We start from the raw sequence: 22926 nt of genomic DNA, 5'->3' as shown, positions 1-22926 counted from the left end.
GGGGCTCTACCCGTAATGCCTGACGGCGGCCAGTACGATGCCGAGAATGCGGAAATCCATATCGGCGGTGATGGCTATCGGACGGTAGGCCGGATTCTCGGGTACCAGCGAGACTGCTCCGCCCCCGCCGATAGAGAGAGTCTTGACGGTTACCTCGCCATTGATGCTTGCTATGACCACCTGGCCGTGTTTCGCTTTCTCGCGAGCTTCGACAAGAAGGGTGTCTCCATGCATGATGCCGATATCGATCATGCTGTCGCCGTTGACCTTGAGCGCGTAAATGTTTTTTTTGCCCCGAATCCATGACGCAGGCATATCGAGATACTCTTCGATCTCTCCGGCAGCCATATCGGGCGTTCCTGCGGGTACGGCACCCATGTAGAGAGGGACTCTTGCGAGGGGCTGGTCCGGATCCGGATCAGCATCAGTTTCGGCATTCAGAACCCGGCGCATCTGCTCTTCGAGCACATTGAGGCGGATGCCGAAATCAACAGCCCGGGGTGTGCTCCCGAGCCTTTCTTTCAGCATTTTGCCCCTGCCGGAAAGCACCCATTCCGGATTGACGGGAAATTCCCTGCACAGTGACATCAGTACGGAAGCGGTTGTGCCTCCCTTGCCGTTTTCGATTTCCGATATCCTGTTGCCTGAAATGCCTACTCTTGCCCCGAACTCATCCTGGCGGAGTTCTAAATGATCCCGAAGGAGCCTGACTCGCTGGCCAAGCGAAAGAACCGTTTCCATAGCTGTTCATGTTTTCTTTTTACCGGAATTCCGGTATCGGAAAATCGGTAATAAGGGAAATTAATTCACTATTATCCGAATTTAAAAAAAACCCCGACAATAGCCAACCTTTCAGGATATCTCTTTGCACCTCCACCGGCTTTTCCTTTCGTTACGATATTTGTACCTTGAAACATCCCTCCAGAAACAGAAACCGGACGGGCTTCATGCATCCCGACGACCAGGGAAGAGCGTAAACGCTGTTAATTACCTGTTTATGATTACTGATTATTCTTCCGGACTTGCACAGCGGATCCGGACGCGCGCATCGGAGATTTTTCCGGAAATGGTCTCCCTGCGCAGGGAAATACACCTTCATCCGGAACTCTCCTATGAAGAGGTGAAAACCACGGCGCTGATAGAGGGTTATCTGCGCTCGTTGGGTATCGATCCGGAACCCCCTTTTCTTGAAACCGGCGTCGTGGCCCTCATCAGTGGAGAAGGGGAGCGTGAGGGCAGCAATAATCTGGTCGCCCTTCGTGCGGATATCGATGCGCTTCCGGTTACCGAGGAGAACAGCCACGGATTCTGTTCGCTTGAACCCGGAAAAATGCATGCCTGCGGTCATGACATGCATACTGCAATGCTTCTCGGAGCGGCGAAGATTCTTGTGGGTATGAAACAGGAACTGCATGGGGATGTGCTGCTGATTTTTCAGCCTGCCGAAGAAAAAGCGCCGGGAGGGGCCAGGCCCCTGATTGAAGCCGGACTTTTTCGCCGCTTCAACCCTGCGGTCATTATCGGACAGCACTGCTTCCCGAACGTCGCAACCGGAAAGGTGGCGCTCTGCAAAGGCAGCTTTATGGCGGCCACCGATGAGCTTTACTTCACGATATCAGGTCAGGGAGGTCATGCTTCGGCGCCTCACAAGGCAGCGGATCCCGTGCTTGCCGCTGCCCATATCATAACTGCGGTTCAGCACCTGGTCAGCAGGGTGGCTCCGCCGCATGAGCCGGCGGTTGTCTCGATAGCCTCCATTCACGCCGGCAACGCCCCCAACGTCATTCCCGGCAAGGTGAGTATGTCGGGCACCATGAGAACCATGAACGAGGATCTGCGGGCGCTTCTCAAGGAGAGGCTTCGCCAGACGGTCATGCATGTAGCCGAAGCCTTTGGAGTTCAGGCCGAGCTGGAAATCAGGAACGGTTATCCGGCTCTCGTAAACGATCCCCATGTCACCGCGCAGGCCGAGACGGCATGCTCGGAGTATCTCGGAAGCGGGAACGTGCTCCAGAGCGAGCCTCTCATGACGGCCGAGGATTTCGCCTACTATCTCCGGGAGCGACCAGGGACCTTCTGGCAGATTGGAACCGGAACCCCGGAGCAGGAAAAAGGCAATACCCTGCATTCGCCAACGTTCAACCCTGAAGAACGGGCTCTTGAAGCCGGCAGTGGTCTTCTTGCCTATACGGCATGCAGGTTTCTCGATATGCTCTGCAACAGTTAGGACTGTTTTCCCGGCACAAACTGCCCGGAATTCAAAAAAAAAGGCGCTCCCGGAAAAGAGCGCCTTTTGCTTGAGATGCATCCGGGCATGAATCAGGCTTTGCCGTTGGAACCCAGTACGTTCAGGATCTTGTGGACATAGAGCTTTTTCAGCGAGTCCCTTGCCGGTCCGAGGTATTTGCGCGGATCGAACTCTTCGGGTTTTTCATCGAACACCTTGCGCACCGCGGCGGTCATGGCAAGACGTCCGTCCGAGTCGATATTGATTTTACAGACCGCAGACTTGGCTGCGAGACGAAGCTGATCTTCACTGATGCCGATGGCATCCTTGAGTTTGCCGCCGTGCTCGTTGATGGTCTGGACGAGCTCCTGCGGTACGGAGGATGCTCCGTGCAGGACGATGGGAAAGCCGGGAATGCGCTGTTCGATTTCGGCGAGGATATCGAGACGGATTTTCGGATCTTCACCGGGCTTGAACTTGAAGGCGCCGTGAGAGGTGCCGATGGAGATGGCGAGGCTGTCGACACCGGTTTTTGCAACGAAGTCTTCCACCTCTTCCGGCTGCGTATAGGTATGGTGGGCAGCGGATACCTCGTCTTCAATGCCGGCCAGCACGCCGAGTTCGCCTTCGACGGTCACATCGTACTGGTGGGCGTATTCGACAACTTTTCTGGTAAGCGCGACGTTTTCTTCATAGGGCAGGTGCGACCCGTCGATCATGACGGACGAAAAACCGGATTCAATGCACTCCTTGCAGAGTTCGAATGTGTCGCCGTGATCGAGGTGAAGTACGACCGGAACAGGGGTTCCGAGTTCGGCTGCGAACTCCACAGCGCCCCTTGCAAGGTGCTTGAGCAGGGTTTCGTTGGCATAGCTTCGGGCGCCTTTGGATACCTGAAGGATAACCGGGGAGGCGGTTTCGGCACAGGCCATGATAATAGCCTGCAGCTGCTCGAGATTATTGAAATTATAGGCCGGAATGGCATAACCGCCCTTGACGGCTTTCGCGAAAAGTTCGCGGCTGTTGACAAGTCCAAGTTCTTTATAGCTTACTGAGATCTTTTCCATAGAAAGGGTTTGCTTAATTGTTATTATTTGGTCGAATTTTTACTTTCCCTGCATCGTGAGAATTCAGCGGGTTAACTGCCCGTTAATATAATATATTTGTGAACTCATTCAAGAACACTCAAGCGGTCGCTACCGATAAACCATGGATTATCATACACCGGCAATCATCAGAAAAAGCCTGATTGCCGTCATTGTCTCATTAAGCTGTACAGCTCCGGCCCTTGGCAAAAACACCGGAACGCTCAAACCCGCCGCAGCTGTTTTACCACTCAGGCCGACTGAAACGCAACTTGCCGCCGGCAAATATGTAACGCAGTATCTCCAGAAAAACCACTACCGCAAGGTTCCGGTGAACGACTCGCTCTCACAGCAGATTTTCCGGCGCTATCTCGAGCATCTCGACGGCACCAGGAGCTATTTCCTTGCCGGTGAGGTTGCGGCTCTGAAGGCTGCTTACGGAAACCGCCTCGACAACGAGTTTCTCCAGGGCCGCGTGACAACGGGATTTACGATTTACAACCAGTTTCTGCGCCGCTCAAGAGAGAAAATGCGCTTCATGAAAGCCACGGTCGATACCGTACGTTTTAATTTCACCAGGCCGGAATCTCTCGACCTTGACCGCAAAACCGATCCATGGCCGGCAGATCGGCGCCAGCTACAGGCTCTCTGGAAAAAAGAGCTCAAATACCAGTGGCTGAGTATGAAGTACTCGGAAGGCAACGAAAAGTCCATTCGAACGGAACTATCGAAAACCTATGCCAACCGCCTCAAGCTTCTCAACCAGCAGAAACCCGACGATGCATTCCAGGCGTACATGTATGCGGTAACGACCTCCTTCGATCCGCATACCAACTACTTCTCTCCCGATGAGTTCGAGAACTTTCAGATCGATCTCAGCCGTTCGCTGGAGGGTATCGGAGCGAAACTGCAGATGGAGAGCGAATATACGGTGGTCAACGAGGTTATTCCCGGCGGACCGGCTTTCAGAAGCAATCTTCTGAAAAAATCCGACCGCATTATCGGTGTCGGGCAGGGAGCTGTCGGCGAAATCGTTGACGTGCGGGGATGGCGTATCAATGATGTCGTCAAGCTTATCCGGGGCAGCAAAGGAACCGTGATCCGCCTGAAAATCTATCCTGCAAGCCAGGGAGGCAGGGGACCGGCAAAAGTCATTCAGCTGGTGCGCGACAAGGTCGATCTGCAGGAGCAGGCTGCCCGCAAGAGCATCATCGATGTGGAAGGGCGCAAAATAGGCGTTATAAGCATCCCGTCGTTCTATCTCGATTTTGAGGCGCAGAAACTCAATGCCAACAACTTCAACAGCACGACACGCGATGTCTCCCGTATTCTTTCGGAACTCGGTACCGCAGGTGTGGCGGGCGTGATTATCGATCTGCGTGACAACGGCGGAGGTTCGCTTGAGGAAGCGGTAAAGGTTACCGGACTGTTTATCCCGAGCGGACCGGTTGTACAGATCAGCAACTCTTCAGGCGGAAAAATGGTTCTGCGCGACGAGGATAAGCGGGTGATGTATGACGGCCCGCTTGCCGTGCTGGTAAACCGTTACAGCGCCTCGGCATCGGAAATCTTCGCCGCTGCGGTACAGGATTACGGTCGGGGAGTCATTGTCGGCGAGCAGACCTTCGGCAAAGGCACGGTTCAAAGCCTGGTCAAGCTGAGTCGGCCTTTCAGCTTTCTCTCGAAGCAGACCGATCTCGGTCAGCTGAAGCTGACGATCGCGAAGTTTTACCGGATTTCCGGAGGCAGCACCCAGCACAAGGGGGTCTCTCCGGACATTGCGATTCCCTCACTGATCGACAACGCTTCGATCGGAGAGAACACCTATACCAGCAGTCTTCCCTGGAGCACGATTTCAAGAACCTTCTACCGTCCCGTTTCCGATATCTCACGTGACGAGATACTGCATCTCAGGCAGAACTATCATGCTGCCTCGCTTCAGAACAGAACAAGCCGGGAGTATCTCCGGGATCTGGGTATTCTGAACCGTATCAGGAAAAGAAAGCTGGTCGCCCTTAACGAGGCTGCCTACAAGGCGGAAAATGAAGAGCTGAAGAGAATAGAAAAACGATGGATGAGTGATCCCGACAGCGTCATGGACAGCAGCAGGGATTTCATGCTTAACCGTTCTGCGGAAATCATGAGCATGCTGGTGGAGCTGAAAAAATCCAGGCAGGCGGGCGCTCCTCCAAGGAGAGCATTGTCGATAAACTGAGGAACGGCTAAAACAGAGAAGGGTTGTCTATAACCGGCAGCCCTTCTCTGTTTTTAACCCTCGATTTTTACAGCAGCTTTTTTGCCTCTTCAAGCTGTGCATCCACGGAACTGAAGGAACAGCTCCCGCGGGTCTTTTTTGCCATGATGCTCGCTTCTGGTTTGAGGGCAAGGTAGAGGTCGTCTTCGAAAAGCATGGAAAAGGTCCTGTACTCTTCCAGCGTTATCTTCGGAAGGGTTTTACCTGAAGAAATGCTGTGGGAGACGATCCTGCCGGTAACACGGTGCGCATCCCTGAACGGCATCTGTTTCCTGACCAGATACTCGGCGATTTCGGTGGCGAGGCTGAGATCCTCGGCGGTCAGTTTTGCAAGCCGTTCCTCCCTGAGGGTCGTGTGTTCGAGCAGCTTTCCGAAAATCGAGACGCACTCGATGGTCGTTTCGGCGCTGTCGAAAAGCGGCGGCTTGTCCTCCTGCATGTCGCGGTTGTAGGAGAGGGGGAGTCCTTTCATGATGGTGAGCATGGCGACCAGACTGCCGTACACCCTCCCGGTTTTTCCCCTTACCAGTTCGGCGATGTCGGCGTTCTTTTTCTGCGGCATGAGCGATGATCCTGTAGCAAAGGCATCGCTGATTTCAAGGTAGCCGAACTCGTAGGAGCTCCAGAGAATCAGATCTTCGGCAAAGCGCGACAGATGCATCATGATCAGCGAACAGGCTGAAATGAACTCGATCACGATATCCCGGTCGCTTACTGCATCGATGCTGTTGGAGAAGACTCCGTCGAAGTCGAGCAGCACGGCGCTTCTTTCGGTATTGAGCGGAAGTGTGCTTCCGGCAAAGGCTGCCGCGCCGAGGGGTGAGATGTTCACCCGTTTGAAGAGATCGGCAAGACGGTCGCGGTCGCGGCGGAACATGTTGAAATAGGCAAGATAGTAGTGCCCGGCTGAGATCGGCTGGGCACGCTGCAGATGGGTGTAACCGAAAATAATGGTATCCCTGCAGGCTTCGGCTTTTGAGACGAGAACTTTCTGCAGTCCCTGCAGTGCTCCGTCGAGCGTGCGGATCTGCCGGCGGAGGTAGAGCCGGGTGTCGGTTGCCACCTGATCGTTCCGGCTTCTTCCCGAGTGTATCTTTCCGGCCGCCGCTCCGATTTTCTCTTTCAGCCGGTTTTCGATCACCGTGTGGATGTCCTCATCCTCCCAGTGTGGTACAAGGGCTCCGGTTTCGAGTTCCGTCCCGATCTCCCTGAGGCCGACGATAATCTGCAGGGACTCCTCCGGGGTGATGATTCCCTCTTCTGCAAGCATGGTGACATGGGCTGTCGAGCCCTCGATATCCTCCCTGAAGAGAGCCTTGTCGACATGAACCGATGAAGAGAAGCGCAGCGCGTCAGGGTCGAACGGTTCTGAAAAACGGCTCTGCCAGAGAAGTTCTTTCTTGTTGCTCATGAAAACGTCGTGTTGTTTGCAAGATCGTTCTAACGGAAAAAACAGCTGGCACGTAAGCGCTCCCCTGGCGGATGCTCAGAGGAGCGCTTACGGTTTCCCGGTGTCACAGGCCGGGATTGACCTCGCTGAAGGTTTTCAGGCCAAGACCGTAAAGGTGAATGAAGCCTGCCGCAGCCTTGTGGTTGAAGGTATCGGCTTCGGTATAGGTTGCCAGTTCTTCGTTGTACAGGGAGTTCGGCGAATTTCTGCCGAGCAGGGATACGGTGCCCTTGTAGAGTTTCAGGCGAACCAGGCCGGTTACCGGCTTCTGGGTCTCGTCAACGAAAGCGTCGAGGGCCTTGCGCATCGGGGAGAACCAGGTGCCGTTATAGATGATGTTGGCGTAGTCCTGGCTGATGTTCTTCTTGTACTGGAAGACGGTTTTTTCAAGCGTAAGGCGTTCGAGTTCGCGGTGGGCGAAGTGCAGGATTGTTGCCGCAGGAGCTTCGTAGATCTCCCTCGATTTGATGCCTACAACCCGGTTTTCGATCATGTCGAGACGGCCGACGCCGTTTGCCGCACCGATGTCGTTAAGTTTCATGATCATCTCGAGGCCGCCCATCGGCTTGCCGTCGAGCGAGACCGGGACACCGGCCTCGAAGGCGATTTCAACGACGGATGCGCTGTCGGGGGCTTTTTCCGGCGATGTGGTGATCTGGTAGGCATCTTCCGGAGGAGCTACCATCGGATCCTCGAGCACGCCGCATTCGATGCTGATGCCCCAGATGTTCTCGTCGATGGAGTAAGGGCTTTTCTTGGTTGCGGACACCGGAATGTTATGTTCGAGCGCATAGGCAATTTCAGCTTCACGAGAGGTGAACTCCCATTCGCGCAGCGGAGCGAGCATTTTCAGGTGGGGAGCAAGCGAGGCAAAGGTGACCTCGAAGCGTACCTGGTCGTTGCCTTTTCCGGTACAGCCGTGCGCAAGCATGGTGCAGTTCTCTTCGAGAGCCACATCGACAAGCGCCTTGGCGAGCAGCGGACGACCGAGAGCCGTGGCCAGGGGATAGACATCCTCATACAGAGCGCCCGCTTTGAGGGCTTTCCAGATATACTCCTCGACAAAGGTCTTGCGGAGGTCGACAAACCTGAATGCCGAGGCTCCCGTGGAGTAGGCTTTGGACTCGAGGTTTTCGATCTCTTTCTGCTGACCGAGGTTGCCGGTGACGGCAACGATTTCTGCGTCGTATTTGTCTTTAAGCCATTTGATCATCACGGAGGTGTCCAGACCACCGGAATAGGCAAGTGCGATTTTTTCCTTACTCATGCGTTGCGTGATTGATTATCAGTTTTTGGAAAGATTTTCTTGAATATAGGATATCACCTGGGAAATCTGCGATACTGAACGGGGAATCACCAGGACGGTATCGTCACCGGCAATGGTGCCGAGAACAGGTGAGTTTTTCATCTGATCGAGAAATGAACCCACTCCATGCGCCCTTCCGGGAAGGGTTTTGATGATGACCGCTGTTTCGTTCGACTCGATGGAGAGTACCTCGACCCCGACCAGACCCCTGATGATATTGCCGGGATTCTCCTCGGGCAGAACCAGCCGGTACCCGCCCCTGCTTCTGGAGCGGACAACGCCGAGTTCCGTGCAGTCCCGCGACAGGGTTGCCTGTGCCACCTTGATGCCGGCCACTTCAAGCAGTCGGATAAGATCGTGCTGGTTACCGACCTCATGAAGACGGAGCGTCTCCCGGATTTTCAGTTGCCGTGCCTGTTTGTTCATCGCCACTCAGGCTTTGATGTTCCTTGCTGCATTGAGCAGACGGTGCGTGAGATGAAATTTCCGGTACTCTTCGTGATTGAGCAGTTTCACGAGCAGGGCTTTCTGAACATGCAGCCGGTTTTCAGCTTCGTCGATGATTACCGACTGCGGTCCGTCCATCACCTCAGCGGTAATTTCCTGGCCGCGGTGCGCCGGCATGCAGTGCATGACCACGGCGGAGGAGTTTGCCAGGGAGAGCAGGCGGCTGTTGATCTGAAAGGGGGCGAAAATTTTCAGTCGTTCCTCAAGTTCATCCTCCTGTCCCATGCTCGTCCAGACGTCGGTATAGAGCACGTCGGCATCTGTTGCTGCAGCTTCGGGATCGTGGGTGACTTCGATACGGCTGATGCCCGCTGCAAGGGCGGCGTCAAGCAGGCCTTCGTCGGGGGTGTACCCTTCGGGGCATGCAAGCACGAAATGGAATGGAAGAATGCCGGCGAGCTCGATCCATGAGTTTGCGACATTGTTGCCGTCTCCGACAAAGACAACCTTGATGCCTTCGTGCCACAAACCCCTTTCGTACAGGGTAAAAGCATCGGCAAGCACCTGGCAGGGGTGCGACAGGTCGGTCAGGGCATTGATGACCGGAACGGAGGAGTGTGTGGCAAGTCCCTCGATGATGCTGTGTTCATGCAGTCTGGCTACGATAGCGTCGTTGTAGCGGGAGAGCAGGCGGGCGATGTCTTCTACGGACTCTCTGGAACCGACGCCGATCGATTTTCCTTCGAGATTGATCGCATAGCCGCCAAGTTCATGAATGCCGAGTTCGAACGAGACTCTGGTGCGCAGAGAGGGCTTATTGAAAATCATGGCTACAGTCTTGCCTTTCAGAGGGAGAAAGGTGTTTTCTGCAGCGTGTTCCCGCCTTTTCTGCTTGATATGAAGGGAGTAATCGAAAAGCTCAATGACCTTGGCCGCATCGAGCCGGGAAAAACCGAGGAAATCACGTTTTCCGGCATAAGCCTGTTTCTTAGCCTGTTCCATAACGGTTGTATTACCTGTTTTCTGGTTGATCGTTATCCTGTTCGGCGATAAACTGTGTTCCAACCCCCTCATGGGTAAAAATCTCGAGCAGCAGGGAGTGTGTGAATTTGCCGTCTATCAGATGGATTTTACCTGCGCCGCCGTCGAGGGTCTTGAATGCCGAAAGCACTTTCGGGATCATGCCGCCGGAAATAATGCCCTGTTCGATAAAATCGGCAGCTTCAGATTTGCAGATGGTTTTCAATATCCGCTCGCCGACCTGTATTCCCTCGACGTCACTGACATAGATAAGCTTTTCCGCCTTCAGCGCAATGGCGATGCTGCTTGCCGCGTCATCGGCGTTGATATTGTAGATGTTACCCTTATGATCGTACCCGATGGGAGCGATAACCGGAATGAGTCCGGCCCGGCAGAGCAGATCGATATAGCCGGTGTTGATCGCCTCAACGTCTCCCACAAGCCCCAGCGTTTCAGCGTTTGGGCCGGGAACGGCCTGGATGGTGTCGGCATCGAGGCCGGTGACCCCTACGGCCTTGCCTCCATGTTCGCTCAGAAGACGCACGATATCCTGGTTTACCTTGCCGGCAAGGGTCATCTGCACGACATCGATCATCTCCCTGTCGGTGACTCGCTTGCCATGAACGAACTGCGATACAAGCCCGAGCTTCCTGGCGGTACGGGTGATGGCGTCTCCTCCGCCGTGCACCAGTACGACATTGATGCCCACTTTTCTCAGAAGGGTGACGTTCTGGGCAAAACTGTTCTTGAGCACCTCGTCTTTCATGGCGGAGCCGCCGTACTTGATGACGAATGTCTTGCCCTCGAACTTGCGGATATAGGGCAGTGCCTCGATGAGCACCTGGCCGATAGCCGCTTCGGGAGCCTTTCTTGCGGAGGCGAATTCGCTGCACAAAGGGTTCATGCTTTTGATTACAATTGCGGTTTCAGGTAAAAAAATCAGCTTCGGTAGCTGCCGTTGATTTCGATGTACTCCTTGCTCAGGTCGCAGGTCCAGATGGTTGCCGTTCCCGGTCCGTTTCCGAGACGGACGGTCATGGTATAGGAGGGCTTTTTCAGAATCGCCGCGGCATCCTCTTCGGAAAAATCGGCATTGAAGCCCGCCTTGAGAATGGAGAGGCCGTTAAAAAGGATCTCTGCCTCCTCCTGTCTGAAAAAAGCTCCGGATCGGCCGGCGGCAGCCATGATCCTGCCCCAGTTGGCGTCCTGGCCATGCAGGGCGGTTTTGACGAGAGGGGAGTTCGCTATGGTTTTTGCCGCCATTGCAGCTTCCCGGTCCGAGAGAGCTCCCTCGACATGGATTCCGACAAGTTTCGTGGCGCCTTCGCCGTCAATGACGATGAGCTTTGCAAGAAAGGTCATGAGCAGTTCGAGAGCTTCGGAAAAGATTTCCGCGTCCCTGCTTCCTTCGGAAACGGACGGGCCGTTTCCTCCGGCAAGGATCGACACCATATCGTTGGTGCTGGTATCACCGTCAACGGTTATGGCATTGAAGCTGTTCCTGTTGGCGTTCCGGAGCATTCGTTGCAGGAGATCCGGTTCGATTGCCGCATCGGTGGCAAGAAATGCGAGCATGGTTGCCATGTCCGGGCAGATCATGCCGGACCCTTTTGCGATGCCGCTCACTCTTGCCGTGCCGCCTGAAAGGCGGATGTCGAGTGAGAGAAACTTCGGAAAGGTATCGGTGGTCATGATGGCTTCGGCTGCATCGAGGCTGGAGTTCCGCAGAAGTGCAGCAGGAAGCTCCTTCATCGCGCCGAGAATTTTCGGTATCGGCAGGGGCTGTCCGATCACCCCGGTGGAAGCGACCAGAACCTCTTCGGGTTTCAGGCCAAACAGTGCGGCGGTTGCTCCGGCCATCGCTTCGGCATCGGCCAGACCTTTGGAGCCGGTTGCCGCATTGGCATTGCCGCTGTTGCAGATGATCGCTCTCATGCGGCCCCCGCTCTTCACCAGACTGGCTTTGGAGTGCATGACCGGTGCGGCACAGCAGAGATTGGTTGTGAAGACCGCGGCTGCCGATGCCGGATTTTCCGAGAGCAGGATCATGAGATCCCGTTTGTCGTACCTGATGGCGGCCGAAACCCCGGCGGAACGGAACCCCACAGGCCAGAATCCCGCCTCGTCGAGTCCGGACGGGAGCAGGGGAGTCACGGTTTCGGGCCACGGTGTAGCTGCGGCAAGTTCCCTTATGGTATCGAGTGCTTTGTGCAGATTAAGTGTCACGGCAGTACAATAATGGTTTTCCGGTATCAGGACAGTCCGAGCGTCTCTTCGAGGCCGAGCATGATGTTCATGTTCTGCACGGCCTGACCCGCCGCTCCCTTGAGCAGATTGTCGATGGCGCTAACAATCACCAGACGACCGTTTTCCGGCCCGCTGGCGATATGAATGTCGCAGAAGTTCGTCAGGGCGACATGGCGCACTTCGGTCATGCTGCTGCGCACTCTCACAAAAGGGGCCTTGGCATAAAATTTCCGGTAGAGATCCTCGATGGTGCTGCCGGCGGTTTCGCCTTCGAGCGAAACGTTCAGCAGGGAGTAGATGCCCCTTGTAAACGGCCCTATGACCGGGGTAAAGGTGAAATCAAACGAAGGATCGGAAGCCGAAGAGCCGAGTGCCTGCATGATTTCAGGAGTGTGCTGGTGATGGCCGACCTTGTATGCACGCATGTTTTCGCTCATTTCCGAGAACGACAGCTCGGTCTTGCTGGTGCGCCCCGCCCCTGAAATACCTGAAATCGCCGTGCAGTTTACCATACTCACCCTGAAGGCACGATCAGTACCATGAAAGAGCGGGGCGAGTCCGAGAATGATGCTTGTCGCATAGCAGCCGGGATTGCTCACGGCCGTCGAGCGCGATATTGCATCCCTGAAGAGTTCGGGCATGGCATAGGTAAGGGTGGAGCCTGCCGGCTTCGACTGCTGGTAGTAACGTTCATGTTCTTCCGGGTTTTTCAGCCTGAAATCCCCGGAAAGATCGATAACCATCTTGCCTTGGCCAAGCAGTTCCGGTACAATCTTCAGCGCTTCACCGTGAGGCAGGGCAAGAAAGCAGATATCGCTTGTGCATTCGCCTTCATAGCGCAGGAACTCCATGTCGCAGGAGATTGAAGGGTAGAGATCCGAAAAACGTTTTCCGACCTGCGAAAAGGCATAGAGCGACTCAAGCCTCAGGGCGGGGTGGCGAAGAATGATGCGTACAAGCTCCGCACCGGAATAACCGGATGCTCCGATAACGGCAACCGAGTACGGTGCCCCGGAGGGCGCCTTTGTTTGTATCATAACCTTTTCTGCATACTGGATGAACATACCGCGTGAAACCTGCGATGATATTCAATTTTAAGGATATTTGAAAGTAATTAACAGAGAAAAAACAGGATACCGGTCATGAATATTCATTCAGTCACTGAATATATATTCAATAATGTGAATATATTACACTTTTCAGGAGGATTATCAAGAGTATGCGGGTATTTTTTTCACTCCTGTAACCTCCGTTCTCGTTTATGGAAAAGCTTTTTCATCTGCAATTCTCGCGGGGTATTGCTATCATATGCTTTATGATTACAGGTAACGGGGATATCGGAGACCGGGAGCGGCCCATTTGCGCAGCCACAGGGAAAGGCGTCGCCCTCACGCGATCATTTGTGGCAGCCATTCTCTTTGCCCTGTCGATTTCAGGGTGTCGTACGGATAGCGGCGCCGATGACGCCCGCTTGTCGGCCACGGCAGGAAAGCTCCGCCTGGCGGTCGATGCATCCATTGCCGAAGCGGCCGACGCACAGGCAAAAATATTCGCAGCACACTATCCCGATGCCGTCGTTTCCGTCACGCCGGAGCTGACCGGAAAGACCCTGCTCACGCTGCTTAAAAAGGAATCCGGTGCCGCGCTCCTCAACGGCTCGCTTTTGCCGGAAGAGGACTCCCTGCTTGCGCATCCGAGGCTCGGGGGCCGGAAGGAACCGGTTGCACGTGATGCGCTCATCTGCATTGTCAACCGCAACAGTTCGCTTGATTCCGTTACAACCGGAGCACTCGGGGCCGTGCTTGCCGCCCGGAAATCGTCGAAGGCGGAGTTTGTTTTGTGGACTGCTCGCAACGACTACCGCCTGCTGGCAACCCTGCGACAGCTGCTCGGCACGGGAAACACAACGCTTCATGCCATGCAGACCGATTCCGACTCGCTGCTTGTCGAAAAAACAGCCGCCGATCCTCTTGCCGCCGGCCTGCTCTACCTTTCGGCCTGGAACACCCTTTCCCTTCCCGAAAAGACGCGGAACGGGATCCGCATTCTTCCGGTTGCATCCGAAAAAGCGGGCTCCAGTGCCGTAATGCCTTCCGAACAGTATATTTATGACGGTCGATACCCCCTGGCCACCATAGTTTACTACATCTATATTCCCGGCAATCCTCTTGCCGCCGGTTTCGGGTCGTGGCTCTCCAGAGAGGGACAGAAAGGCTTTGAGCGGAGCTATCTTGCGCCGTTCCGGCAACTGCCGAGAACCATAATCCTGAAATGACAAGCATGAGCAGTGAAATACCCATCAATCAGCCGGTTCATCTGAAACGCATCACTCTCGGGGCCGCACTCTTTCTCCTGCTTCTGGCGCTTGTAATCGGGGGATTCATGTTCTACCGGAACCTGCTTGTCGAGGATCTGCAGCACAAGCAGACTCTGTACCGCAATCTTGTCGAACTGAAGGGAAAGGCTGCCGGTTTCGAAAAAAGCCGTGACCAATCAAGCATGGATGACGACGCAACGATCAAGGTTATGCAGTTCATGCTCGATGAGGTTCTTGAAAGTGCAGTCGTTGCAGGAAAGCCGGACATTCCGGGTGTACTGATCCGGAAACGAAACGATCGAGGTTACTTTTCGGCGGCAAACCGTGAAGTATTTCTGCTCGCCCTCGACAACAGTACCCAGAAAGCTGACAAGGAGCTGCAGAGTGCACTCGATGCCTGTGTATGGATCAGTAACGTTTTTGTCATGACGGTCTCATTTCTGGTTGTCGTTTTTGTCCTTGCTTCCTGGCGACGGTTCTACATAAACTATACCATGACTCTGATACCGCTTTCACGGCTTTCACGTAAAGTCAGCCTCATCAACAAAAACATTCCGGAGAGTATTCATGATACGGCCGAAGATATCCGGAACGATCTTGCCGTTACGCCGCATTCATGGGAGATATCCCTTATCACCGACACCATGGTCGATTTCTGCCGGGATATCGCTGCGAAAAACAAGAAGCTCGACGAGCTCTATATTCGCGACGAGAAAACGAATCTGTACAACTACCGGCATTTCAAGGAGCATCTCATCATGGAAATCGAGCGTTCGAAACGGCTTGACGACAAGGTGTCGATAGCCATGATCGATATCGACCACTTCAAGCTCTATAACGACGAGAACGGACATGTGGCCGGAGATCAGGTGCTCGAGCAGCTTGCCGGCATTATCGGAACCACCTGCCGCACCTCCGACATGCCTTCGCGCTTCGGAGGAGAGGAGTTTGCCGTGCTCTTTCCCCGGACGGGAATCGACACGGCAATGCAGATTTCCGATCGTCTGCGCATGATCATCAGTGCTGAACCGGTTGCTCATGAAAAAAAACAGCCAGGTGGGCGCCTGACGGTAAGCATCGGTATCGCTACCTTTCCTGACGATGCCCAGGACTGGTATACCCTGGTCAACAATGCCGACCGGGCGCTCTATCATGCGAAGTCCGTCGGGCGGAACAACGTGTGCGCATTTTCTGCAATCAAGAGCGGAGATGAGGGCAAATGAATCCGGTACTTTATATCGCCCGGCGCTTCGCCTTCAGGGAGAGAAACGGGTCCAGACCTGCATTCATCGTGCTGGCATCGGTTATCGGCATCGCGGTAGGCACTGCCGCACTTATTCTGACGCTCTCGATCGTCAAGGGTTTTGCCGGAAGCGTGGAGGGCAAGCTGATCAGCTTTACCTCGCACATACAGGTGCGTCAGGGCGACGAGCAGTACTTTCCGGAAAGCCGTTACGAACAGCGCCTTGTCGCAGGTTTTCCCGGTGTCGTCTCGGCCTCGCCCTTTCTTGAAAAAAGCTTCATTATCCGCAGCCGTCCCGGAGAGAGACGTGGAGCGTCGGCGGTACGGCCGGTAGTACTGAAGGGAATAACCGCCCAGGAGCGCACGGTTTTTCTGAAACGGTATCTGATCGCCGGCAACGGGCGGCAGCAGCTTCCGGAAAACGGAACCATCTCCCTTTATATCGGAAAAACGCTTGCTGAACAGCTCGGCGTGAAAAGCGGCCAGAAAGTACTGCTTGCCGGACTGGACCGGAAGCTGAAAGAGGGGATCGGAGGCGGAAGCCGGGATATCGTGGAACTCTTGGCTTCTCTCGATCTCGAAGCCGGCACAATCCTCGGCATCTACGACACCGGACTGCAGGACGGCTTCGACGATGTGGTGGTTATAGCCTCGCTTGACGAGATTCAGGAGCGCTTTCATCCCGACATGATCAGCGGTTACGATGTCCGTGTGAGGGATCTGGCAGATATCGGCACCGTTTCCGGGGAACTGGCACGAAAACTCGGTTTTCCGTTCTACACCTATACGGTGTTCGAGCGCTACGCAAACCTTTTCGAGTGGCTCAAGCTGCAGAAGAACATCTCTCCGTTGCTCATCATTACCATTACTGTCGTTGCGGTATTCAACATCATCTCGACGCTTCTGGTGCTGGTTATCGAAAAAACCCGTGAGATCGGCATGCTGATCGCCCTGGGGCTCGAGCCCCGGAAAATCAGGCTGATTTTTTTAGGGCAGTCCCTTCTCATTTCGCTCGCCGGAGTGGCTGCCGGAGCCGCCGTCGCCCTCTCGCTGACCCTGTTCGAACAGCGTTTTCATCTCATAACCCTTCCCGAGAAGAGTTATTTCATCAAGTATGTGCCGCTGATGGTCGATCCCCTCGATTACCTTATGGTAGGTGTAGCCGTTATTCTGCTGACCATGCTTTTCGCCTTCATACCGGCCAGAATCGCTTCATCGCTCAATCCCGGTACGGCACTGACCACCTGATCCAATTTTTCCTTCTATGAAAACAGCATTATGGATTGCCCGCAGGTTCAGCTTTGCGCGCAAACGATTCAGGATTATCAACGTGATCTCGGCGATCAGCCTTGCCGGGATCATCGTGGGGGTCAGCACCCTGCTTATCGTGATGAGCGTCCTGAACGGCTTTCAGAGGCTCGCATACGACATGTTCACCACTATCGAAGGGGAGGTTCAGCTGGTTTCCCGAACCGGCAGCCAGGGCGTGGCCGTCAGCGACAGCCTGCTTCAGTCCCTGGCTGCCGTCGAAGGCGTTGCGGCCGCCGAACCGTTTGCCGAAGGGGAGGCGATCATGTCTGCTGGGGACGGAGGGAAAAGCGAGCTGGTCATGATACGGGGTCTCAGCAGGGGAGCCCAGCGAGAACTGATGCGCCGAACATCGAGCGTTCGGCCCTTTTTCAGTGAAGAGACGGTTTCTGCAGGAGATCTGCTTGCCGGACGTCTGGGGCTTTCGCCCTTCAGCGAAGTCAGGCTGTTCAGTCCCGAACTGATCAGCGTCGGCCTTGAAATGCTTTCCGAACCCTATATGCTTGCCGCTCTGAGAATTCCTGAAACAAAGGTTTCCTCTACATTCACCCTGCAGAAGCTGTTCGACGACCGCTATGTGCTCGCTCCCAACGAATTTGCCCGTAAAGTGCTGCTTCTGGGCGGCCAGAGCTACACCGGCATCGATATAAGGGCCGAAAAGGGGGTGTCGGGCCGGAAGCTGCTCAGACGGCTCGAAGCGAAGATTGCCGGCACGCCTTTTGCGCAGAGCTGCACCCTGAGGTCCCTGGAAAAGAAATACGGGGATATCTTCGCGGTTATGCAGCTGGAAAAATGGGCGAGCTTCAGCGTCCTGATGCTGGTGGTGCTTGTTGCCGCGCTCAGCCTTACCGGTTCCCTTGCCATGACGGCTATCGACAAGCAGAAAGAGCTGTTCTACCTCCGGTGTCTCGGTCTGGAAAGGCCTCAGTTCATGGGGATCTTTCTGATCCAGGGCACCATGACCGGTTTAGCGGGAACCGCTATCGGGTCGCTTGCAGCATGGGGCATCTGCCGGCTGCAGGAGCTGTACGGTATTGTACGGCTGCCCTCGCAAAGCGCATTCATCATCCAGTCCTACCCGGTAAGCATGAATGCCGCCGACTTTCTCGCCGTCGGCCTGACCGCGGTTGCTCTGAGCGTTCTGGTGAGCATCTATCCGGCCCGCAAGGCCGCGGCTATTGCCGTAAGCCATTCGCTCGACAAAAAAACCAACTGAGCCGTTCAGCCGGCGATCATAGGTTCGAAGCCACCTTTGCTTTCGCTGCATACCGGGCAGCACCAGCTTCCGGGAAGCCGCTCAAAAGTTGTTGTCGGCGGGACCCGGCTTTCGGGGTCACCTTCGGCTGGATCGTAAAGATAGCCGCACTCCCGGCATTGCCAGCAACCGGTCATGGGGTTTCTCCTTGATCGTCAAGCGATTTTCTGAGCACCACCATCGAGGATGCCGCGAAGCCCGCGCGGTGATAAAATTCCCTGGCAAGGGTATTGTCGTGGTCCGTCAAAAGGGTTATTCTGCCCAGACCCTCACTGCGGGCAAAGGCTACGGCGTGGCCGACAAGCCGGGAACCGATACCCTGCGCGCGGAAGGCCGGATCGACAATCATGTCTTCGAGCAGGGCTACCCTCTTTCCGAGAAAGGTGCTGACGGTAAAGAGCAGCATCACCATGCCGGCTATCCTGCCCCCGGTTTCACACACAAACACCCGTCCGGTCTGCGGGCTGTCGAGAACGAGTTGCAGGCCGCGTCTCTGGGCAGCGGGATCCGGTGCGAATTCGCGCTCTGCCGAAAACAGAATGCCGAGCAGTTCGGAGCATCGTTCGATGTCGGCGGTTACGGCCTCTCTGAGTCTCATATGCGGCATGGACGACAATGCTGGTTGATAAAAAAAGGCTTTCTCCACAGGGAGCCGTGGGTTGCCGTTAATTTAACATTTCAGGGCGGGAGGCAAAGCGGGAAAAAGCCGGGCGTAAAATTCTGAAACTTATCGCCGGAGTTCCGGGTTTCCTGATTGAGAGAGAGAAAAGGGCGCAGAGAGGAGAGCCTTCCGTTCCGGGAGAGTGTGCTGGAGGGTATTTTCCTTCGCCGGATTTGATCATAAGCCATATTGCCATGTCGTTTTTCAGAAAGAAAACCCGTATCCCGCCATTACTGCATACCGTTGAAGGGGTAGATGTAGCGCGTTATTGCGGTACCTGGTATGAAGCCGCTTCGGTTCCACGAAAACGGCAGAAAAGGTGTACCAACACCAAGGCGGAGTATACCCTCACGCCGGAAGGAAAGGTCCGGGTCGTGAACTCCTGTCGCCGGCACGGAAAGACGGTTTCGATAAAGGCCCAGGGCACTCCTGTTTCCGGGAGCGGCAACGCATGGCTCAAGGTGCGCTTTTTCAGCCTCATCAGTGCCGATTACCGGGTCATCGAGCTGGCAGCGGACTACTCGTGGGCGGTCGTTTCCAATACTACCGGATCGGGGCTGTGGGTGCTCAGCCGCACCCCCTATATGGGCCCGGAAGTTTATGACGGAATCATCGAAAAACTGCGGAGCCGGGGCATTGAAACTGCGGGAATCGAAAAAACCGTTCAGTAAAGCCACGCATCGGCTCCAGGAAAAACGCACTTCCCGACTTTTAAAACCCCGTTTTTTCCGCTATACTTGTGCCTCTTTTTATCCGCAAGGAAAGGGCGTTCCGGTCGATCCGCCTTGTGAACGGACTACCTGAATAATCAGGCAACGCTAACCTCCGGTTATGGACGCTTTCTGGCTCTCGCTCGTCATGATCTTTCTGGCTGAACTCGGCGACAAGACGCAGCTTGTCGCCCTGACGCTCGCCACCTGCTACAATACGAAAACCGTTCTCTGGGGCATCTTCTGGGCCACGCTTGCGGTTCATGTTTTTTCCGCCGGCATCGGCTGGTTCCTCGGTGCCCGCCTTCCCGCCGACTGGATCGGCTTTATCGCCGGCATTGCCTTTGTCATTTTCGGGTTCTGGACACTCCGGGGCGATCATCTCGAGGATGAAGATGCGAGCTGCAAAAGAACCATCCACCCGTTTTGGCTTGTCTTTACAACGTTCTTCATGGCCGAGCTCGGCGATAAAACCATGCTCTCAACCATAACGCTGGCAACAAACAACCCTTTTCTGCCGGTCTGGATCGGTTCGACCATCGGCATGGTGCTCTCGGACGGCCTGGCCATCGTAGCCGGTAAAATGCTCGGAAAGAAACTGCCCGAAAAAACCATACAGATCGGAGCCGCGATCATATTCTTCCTGTTCGGCGCATTCAGCATGTATCAGGGGGGAGCGGCTTTTCCTATCGCCGTCTGGGGCGTCGCCCTTGCGGTTATTGCCGCTGTCGGCTTTTTCTTTTTGCGCAGGTCCTGAGGAAGGCTCCTTGCACCGTTTTTCCGTTCCGGCGGGAGGTTCGTCGCTCCCGCCGGAAACATTTTTCAGGTTTCGGCACCAGCAAGCTCGTAGGCAGGCAGGGTGAGTGTCGTCGGCCCGTCAGGGCCGGCAACAGAGAGTCTCCAGGAGGGTAGCCATCCGAGCGTGACGAAATGCACCGATACGTCACTTCTCCGCGGAGCCAGTTCTTCGCCGGCGAGGGCGCTTTCGGGGTGTTCCCACTTTGCGGAAATCTCCTGGACCCGTGCCTGCATTTCCGCACTAACCTTCTCCTGTTCCCGCTGCAGATCTTCTATAGTTTCATGGGACTCCTCTATATCGGCCTTTGCATTTGCGGTCATTCTTCGACGGCTCAGGGCGCTGCCGATGCCCCTGGTGCTTTTTCTGCCGAGAAAAAAACCGAGCACGCTTTCGCCGAGCCCGACCAGTTCGCTGGTTTTGCGGCTCTGGTGTTCGGCTTCGTCCTGGGCCAGCTCCCGTTCCTCCTTTCGGATCTTCTCGCGTATGCGCTCCAGCTGCGGCTCATACTTCTTTTCAAGCGCATCGACCTCCCGGTCGCGGTTTTCCCTTGCGGCCTGCTGCAGGCGTATGGCAAAATCCCTCTCACTCTCGCCACTGCGGCGGAAAAGCCCTGTTTCCGCATGAACGGTCAGCTGAAAACGGGAGTGCAGATAGAGCCAGTCGGCAAAGGGCTCTCCGAAAGCCGCGAGATTGCGTGCTGTGCTGAGGTTTTCCGGAAGCGACGCGAATGCCCAGGCACGACTGTCGGGCGTGTCGCAAAGAGACTCCTGCGCCCCGCCAAGCGTTTCGCACCCTTCCCACGAAGCCGCTCCGGCCGGGGGGCCGGAGTGAAAGAGCGCCGTTACCAGACGCCGATTTTCACTTATTGCACGCTTCCGGTCGGAAAAGGAGACCGCCGCCGAACCTACGACCGCCGGTTCATAGACCAGCTGTTCTGATTGCACCGCAGGAACGCTTCCCGTATGACGGGCATGGTTTTCGAGAGCCGTACGGGCGTCGAATCGGACCGGCACGAACACTTGCCGGATCGACGGGTCGAGTCCGGGAGGTTTTGCCGTGAATCCGTAGGGAAGTGCACCGACGCTGCCGCCCGCGCGCGCATCGACGGTGGAGTGCGCCGGCGCAGGAGCGGCGGCGAGGGCTGCAGGCTCCGCAACTCCCGAGGCTCCCTTGCGTGAGGCCATGAGTTTTTTGATCTGCGGCCGCGTCATCGGCCCCGAGAGATAGCTCATAGCCCATCGGGTCTGAAAGACGACCGGACGGTCTTCGTGAACATTGTGCAAAAGAAAAACCCGGTTGCCGAGCTGGCTGATGATGCTGTCGTAGTCGACGGAGCCTCCTGATCCTCCGGCCTCGGAAATGGCGCTTTTGAGCCCTTCGAGCACCCGCTGCTTGTCGCGTTCGGCCTGCAGCTTGCCGATGAACCAGGTGCCGGTGTTGGTAAGGCCCTTGTAGTCGAGGTCGACCGGGTTCTGCGTTACCAGTACGCAGCCCACTCCGAAAGCCCGGGCCTGCTTGAGCAGCGTAAGCAGGGGACGTTTGGAGGGGGGTTCGGCAACGGGGGGAAGATACCCGAAAACCTCGTCGAAGTAGAGCAGCGCCCGGAGGCTGGAGGTGCCGGATTGCGCACGGGTCCAGGTCAGCACGTTTTCAAGGAGCAGCGTGACGAAAAACATCCGTTCGCTCTCCGAAAGATGGGCCAGATAAAAGATGCTGTGACGCGGCTTTCCTTCGGAGGTATAGAGCATACGGTCGATATCGAGCGGGTCCCCCTCGAGCCAGCTCTGGAAGGAAGGGGAGGCGATCAGGGAGTTGAAGGCCATGGCAAGCTCGAATCGCTCTTTCTCGGGATAAAAGGTGTTGACGTCGAAAACCCCGACCTGCCGCATGGGCGGATTCTGGATCGAGGTGATGAGGGCCGCCAGATCGAGATCCCGGCCTTTTTTCCAGAAGTGTTCGAAAATGCCGGCCAGGAGAATCGATTCGCGGCTTCTGGTGGGATCGGCCTTGATGCCGGCCAGTCCGAGCAGGGCGCTTACCGTGCCGCTGATGCGCTCGCGGACGGTTTCGGCATGTTCCTCGAAATCGAGCCGGGGAGCGGCAAGGCTGCCGAGAATGCTGACCGGCACGCCGGTTTCGGAACCGGGCGTGTATATGGTATAGTCGGCACTCTGGCCCAGCTGCCGTATCCTGTCGGGAGTTATTCCCCAGTCGGCAAGTCCGGTTTTCCACTGTTCGGCGGTTGAGGAGGCGAGCTCTTCGGGGCTTTTCCCCTTGCGCCGCGCATCGTCTTCATTGATCCAGGGAAGGAAATTTTCAGGCAGCAGATCCGGAAACTGCAGGAGAAGATTGGTCATATCCCCCTTGGGGTCGACCAGAATAACCGGAACCCTGTCGAGCGCAGCCTCTTCGAGCAGGCCGATGCAGAGGCCGGTTTTGCCGCTTCCGGTCATGCCGACGCAGACCGCATGGGTTGTAAGGTCCCGCGCATCGTAATGGACGGGTTTCTCGAGGCGCTGCGAGGAAGCGAGGTCATATTCCGCGCCGAGATAAAATGAGCCGAGTCGTTCTTCGGGTGCCTGCATAAGCTGTGTTCT

Annotated in this window: 20 protein-coding genes; 8 read left to right on the top strand and 12 right to left on the bottom strand. The window is 55.7% G+C overall.

Going from position 1 to position 22926, the window contains the following annotated elements:
* Positions 1-6: 6 nt before the first annotated feature.
* Positions 7-741, bottom strand: a complete 735-nt coding sequence (locus K9G39_RS02445; RefSeq protein ID WP_292003339.1) for a S24 family peptidase — start codon at positions 739-741, stop codon at positions 7-9.
* A 256-nt stretch (positions 742-997) separates the two neighbouring features.
* On the opposite strand from K9G39_RS02445, the gene K9G39_RS02440 reads away from it, so the two are divergent.
* On the top strand, positions 998-2227 hold the full coding sequence (locus tag K9G39_RS02440; protein ID WP_292003338.1) for a M20 family metallopeptidase: 1230 nt from the start codon (positions 998-1000) through the stop codon (positions 2225-2227).
* A 92-nt stretch (positions 2228-2319) separates the two neighbouring features.
* Here K9G39_RS02440 and K9G39_RS02435 read toward each other — a convergent pair whose 3' ends face one another.
* The gene (locus tag K9G39_RS02435; protein ID WP_292003337.1) at positions 2320-3294 is read right to left on the bottom strand and encodes a class II fructose-bisphosphate aldolase; all 975 of its coding nucleotides are present in this window, start codon (positions 3292-3294) and stop codon (positions 2320-2322) included.
* Positions 3295-3436: 142 nt separating this feature from the next.
* Between K9G39_RS02435 and K9G39_RS02430 the strand changes: the two genes are divergently transcribed.
* Complete coding sequence (locus K9G39_RS02430) at positions 3437-5527, top strand: carboxy terminal-processing peptidase (RefSeq protein WP_292003336.1); 2091 nt, start codon at positions 3437-3439, stop codon at positions 5525-5527.
* 67 nt (positions 5528-5594) lie between these two features.
* Here K9G39_RS02430 and argH read toward each other — a convergent pair whose 3' ends face one another.
* The 7 genes from argH to argC all read right to left on the bottom strand — a co-directional run bounded on the left by argH (position 5595) and on the right by argC (position 13073).
* The gene (argH, locus tag K9G39_RS02425; RefSeq protein WP_292003335.1) at positions 5595-6977 is read right to left on the bottom strand and encodes an argininosuccinate lyase; all 1383 of its coding nucleotides are present in this window, start codon (positions 6975-6977) and stop codon (positions 5595-5597) included.
* A 103-nt stretch (positions 6978-7080) separates the two neighbouring features.
* Positions 7081-8283 (bottom strand): argininosuccinate synthase, encoded by a 1203-nt coding sequence (locus K9G39_RS02420; protein ID WP_292003334.1) that lies wholly within the window; start codon positions 8281-8283, stop codon positions 7081-7083.
* Between the two features lie 18 nt (positions 8284-8301).
* Entirely contained in the window at positions 8302-8748 is a 447-nt protein-coding gene (locus K9G39_RS02415; RefSeq protein ID WP_292003333.1) for an arginine repressor, read from the bottom strand.
* A gap of 6 nt (positions 8749-8754) precedes the next feature.
* The gene (gene argF, locus K9G39_RS02410; protein ID WP_292003332.1) at positions 8755-9771 is read right to left on the bottom strand and encodes an ornithine carbamoyltransferase; all 1017 of its coding nucleotides are present in this window, start codon (positions 9769-9771) and stop codon (positions 8755-8757) included.
* Between the two features lie 10 nt (positions 9772-9781).
* The gene (gene argB, locus K9G39_RS02405) at positions 9782-10693 is read right to left on the bottom strand and encodes an acetylglutamate kinase (RefSeq protein WP_292003331.1); all 912 of its coding nucleotides are present in this window, start codon (positions 10691-10693) and stop codon (positions 9782-9784) included.
* Between the two features lie 35 nt (positions 10694-10728).
* Positions 10729-12015 carry a bifunctional glutamate N-acetyltransferase/amino-acid acetyltransferase ArgJ gene (argJ, locus tag K9G39_RS02400; protein WP_292003330.1) on the bottom strand — a complete coding sequence of 429 codons (1287 nt, stop codon included), beginning with the start codon at positions 12013-12015 and terminating at the stop codon, positions 10729-10731.
* 26 nt (positions 12016-12041) lie between these two features.
* Positions 12042-13073 carry an N-acetyl-gamma-glutamyl-phosphate reductase gene (gene argC / locus K9G39_RS02395; RefSeq protein ID WP_292003329.1) on the bottom strand — a complete coding sequence of 344 codons (1032 nt, stop codon included), beginning with the start codon at positions 13071-13073 and terminating at the stop codon, positions 12042-12044.
* A gap of 278 nt (positions 13074-13351) precedes the next feature.
* Between argC and K9G39_RS02390 the strand changes: the two genes are divergently transcribed.
* The 4 genes from K9G39_RS02390 to K9G39_RS02375 are packed head-to-tail and all read left to right on the top strand — an operon-like array spanning position 13352 to position 18120.
* Positions 13352-14311: a substrate-binding domain-containing protein gene (locus K9G39_RS02390; RefSeq protein ID WP_292003328.1), complete on the top strand. Its 960-nt coding sequence runs from the start codon at positions 13352-13354 to the stop codon at positions 14309-14311.
* Positions 14312-14316: 5 nt separating this feature from the next.
* On the top strand, positions 14317-15576 hold the full coding sequence (locus K9G39_RS02385) for a GGDEF domain-containing protein (RefSeq protein WP_292003327.1): 1260 nt from the start codon (positions 14317-14319) through the stop codon (positions 15574-15576).
* Positions 15573-16844, top strand: a complete 1272-nt coding sequence (locus K9G39_RS02380; RefSeq protein WP_292003326.1) for an FtsX-like permease family protein — start codon at positions 15573-15575, stop codon at positions 16842-16844. The genes K9G39_RS02385 and K9G39_RS02380 overlap by 4 nt, the downstream gene beginning before the upstream one ends.
* Before the next feature lie 16 nt (positions 16845-16860).
* Positions 16861-18120, top strand: a complete 1260-nt coding sequence (locus K9G39_RS02375; protein WP_292003325.1) for an FtsX-like permease family protein — start codon at positions 16861-16863, stop codon at positions 18118-18120.
* Positions 18121-18125: 5 nt separating this feature from the next.
* On the opposite strand, the gene K9G39_RS02370 is transcribed toward K9G39_RS02375, so the two are convergent.
* Complete coding sequence (locus K9G39_RS02370) at positions 18126-18296, bottom strand: rubredoxin (RefSeq protein WP_292003324.1); 171 nt, start codon at positions 18294-18296, stop codon at positions 18126-18128.
* Positions 18293-18766, bottom strand: a complete 474-nt coding sequence (locus K9G39_RS02365; protein ID WP_292003323.1) for a GNAT family N-acetyltransferase — start codon at positions 18764-18766, stop codon at positions 18293-18295. The genes K9G39_RS02370 and K9G39_RS02365 overlap by 4 nt, the downstream gene beginning before the upstream one ends.
* 227 nt (positions 18767-18993) lie before the next feature.
* Here K9G39_RS02365 and K9G39_RS02360 point away from each other — a divergent pair, with 227 nt between their 5' ends.
* Both K9G39_RS02360 and K9G39_RS02355 read left to right on the top strand, forming a co-directional pair.
* The gene (locus K9G39_RS02360; RefSeq protein ID WP_292003322.1) at positions 18994-19491 is read left to right on the top strand and encodes a lipocalin family protein; all 498 of its coding nucleotides are present in this window, start codon (positions 18994-18996) and stop codon (positions 19489-19491) included.
* 160 nt (positions 19492-19651) lie between these two features.
* Complete coding sequence (locus K9G39_RS02355; RefSeq protein ID WP_292003321.1) at positions 19652-20287, top strand: TMEM165/GDT1 family protein; 636 nt, start codon at positions 19652-19654, stop codon at positions 20285-20287.
* A 65-nt stretch (positions 20288-20352) separates the two neighbouring features.
* Here K9G39_RS02355 and K9G39_RS02350 read toward each other — a convergent pair whose 3' ends face one another.
* A complete protein-coding gene (locus tag K9G39_RS02350) occupies positions 20353-22914 on the bottom strand; it encodes a DUF87 domain-containing protein (protein WP_292003320.1) in 2562 nt (853 codons plus the stop codon).
* Between the last annotated feature and the right edge of the window lie 12 nt (positions 22915-22926).

Source organism: Chlorobium sp. (genome assembly GCF_021740465.1).
GTDB lineage: Bacteria > Bacteroidota > Chlorobiia > Chlorobiales > Chlorobiaceae > Chlorobium.
Note: the sequence above shows the minus strand (reverse complement) of the source record. Positions and strands in the feature narration are given on the sequence as shown.

Bases quoted from the DNA above. Each gene is read 5' to 3' on its own strand.
- K9G39_RS02445 (WP_292003339.1), bottom strand. From the start codon at position 741: ATGGAAACGGTTCTTTCGCTTGGCCAGCGAGTCAGGCTCCTTCGGGAT.
- K9G39_RS02440 (WP_292003338.1), top strand. From the start codon at position 998: ATGATTACTGATTATTCTTCCGGACTTGCACAGCGGATCCGGACGCGC.
- K9G39_RS02435 (WP_292003337.1), bottom strand. From the start codon at position 3,294: ATGGAAAAGATCTCAGTAAGCTATAAAGAACTTGGACTTGTCAACAGC.
- K9G39_RS02430 (WP_292003336.1), top strand. From the start codon at position 3,437: ATGGATTATCATACACCGGCAATCATCAGAAAAAGCCTGATTGCCGTC.
- argH (WP_292003335.1), bottom strand. From the start codon at position 6,977: ATGAGCAACAAGAAAGAACTTCTCTGGCAGAGCCGTTTTTCAGAACCG.
- K9G39_RS02420 (WP_292003334.1), bottom strand. From the start codon at position 8,283: ATGAGTAAGGAAAAAATCGCACTTGCCTATTCCGGTGGTCTGGACACC.
- K9G39_RS02415 (WP_292003333.1), bottom strand. From the start codon at position 8,748: ATGAACAAACAGGCACGGCAACTGAAAATCCGGGAGACGCTCCGTCTT.
- argF (WP_292003332.1), bottom strand. From the start codon at position 9,771: ATGGAACAGGCTAAGAAACAGGCTTATGCCGGAAAACGTGATTTCCTC.
- argB (WP_292003331.1), bottom strand. From the start codon at position 10,693: ATGAACCCTTTGTGCAGCGAATTCGCCTCCGCAAGAAAGGCTCCCGAA.
- argC (WP_292003329.1), bottom strand. From the start codon at position 13,073: ATGATACAAACAAAGGCGCCCTCCGGGGCACCGTACTCGGTTGCCGTT.
- K9G39_RS02390 (WP_292003328.1), top strand. From the start codon at position 13,352: ATGATTACAGGTAACGGGGATATCGGAGACCGGGAGCGGCCCATTTGC.
- K9G39_RS02385 (WP_292003327.1), top strand. From the start codon at position 14,317: ATGAGCAGTGAAATACCCATCAATCAGCCGGTTCATCTGAAACGCATC.
- K9G39_RS02380 (WP_292003326.1), top strand. From the start codon at position 15,573: ATGAATCCGGTACTTTATATCGCCCGGCGCTTCGCCTTCAGGGAGAGA.
- K9G39_RS02375 (WP_292003325.1), top strand. From the start codon at position 16,861: ATGAAAACAGCATTATGGATTGCCCGCAGGTTCAGCTTTGCGCGCAAA.
- K9G39_RS02370 (WP_292003324.1), bottom strand. From the start codon at position 18,296: ATGACCGGTTGCTGGCAATGCCGGGAGTGCGGCTATCTTTACGATCCA.
- K9G39_RS02365 (WP_292003323.1), bottom strand. From the start codon at position 18,766: ATGCCGCATATGAGACTCAGAGAGGCCGTAACCGCCGACATCGAACGA.
- K9G39_RS02355 (WP_292003321.1), top strand. From the start codon at position 19,652: ATGGACGCTTTCTGGCTCTCGCTCGTCATGATCTTTCTGGCTGAACTC.
- K9G39_RS02350 (WP_292003320.1), bottom strand. From the start codon at position 22,914: ATGCAGGCACCCGAAGAACGACTCGGCTCATTTTATCTCGGCGCGGAA.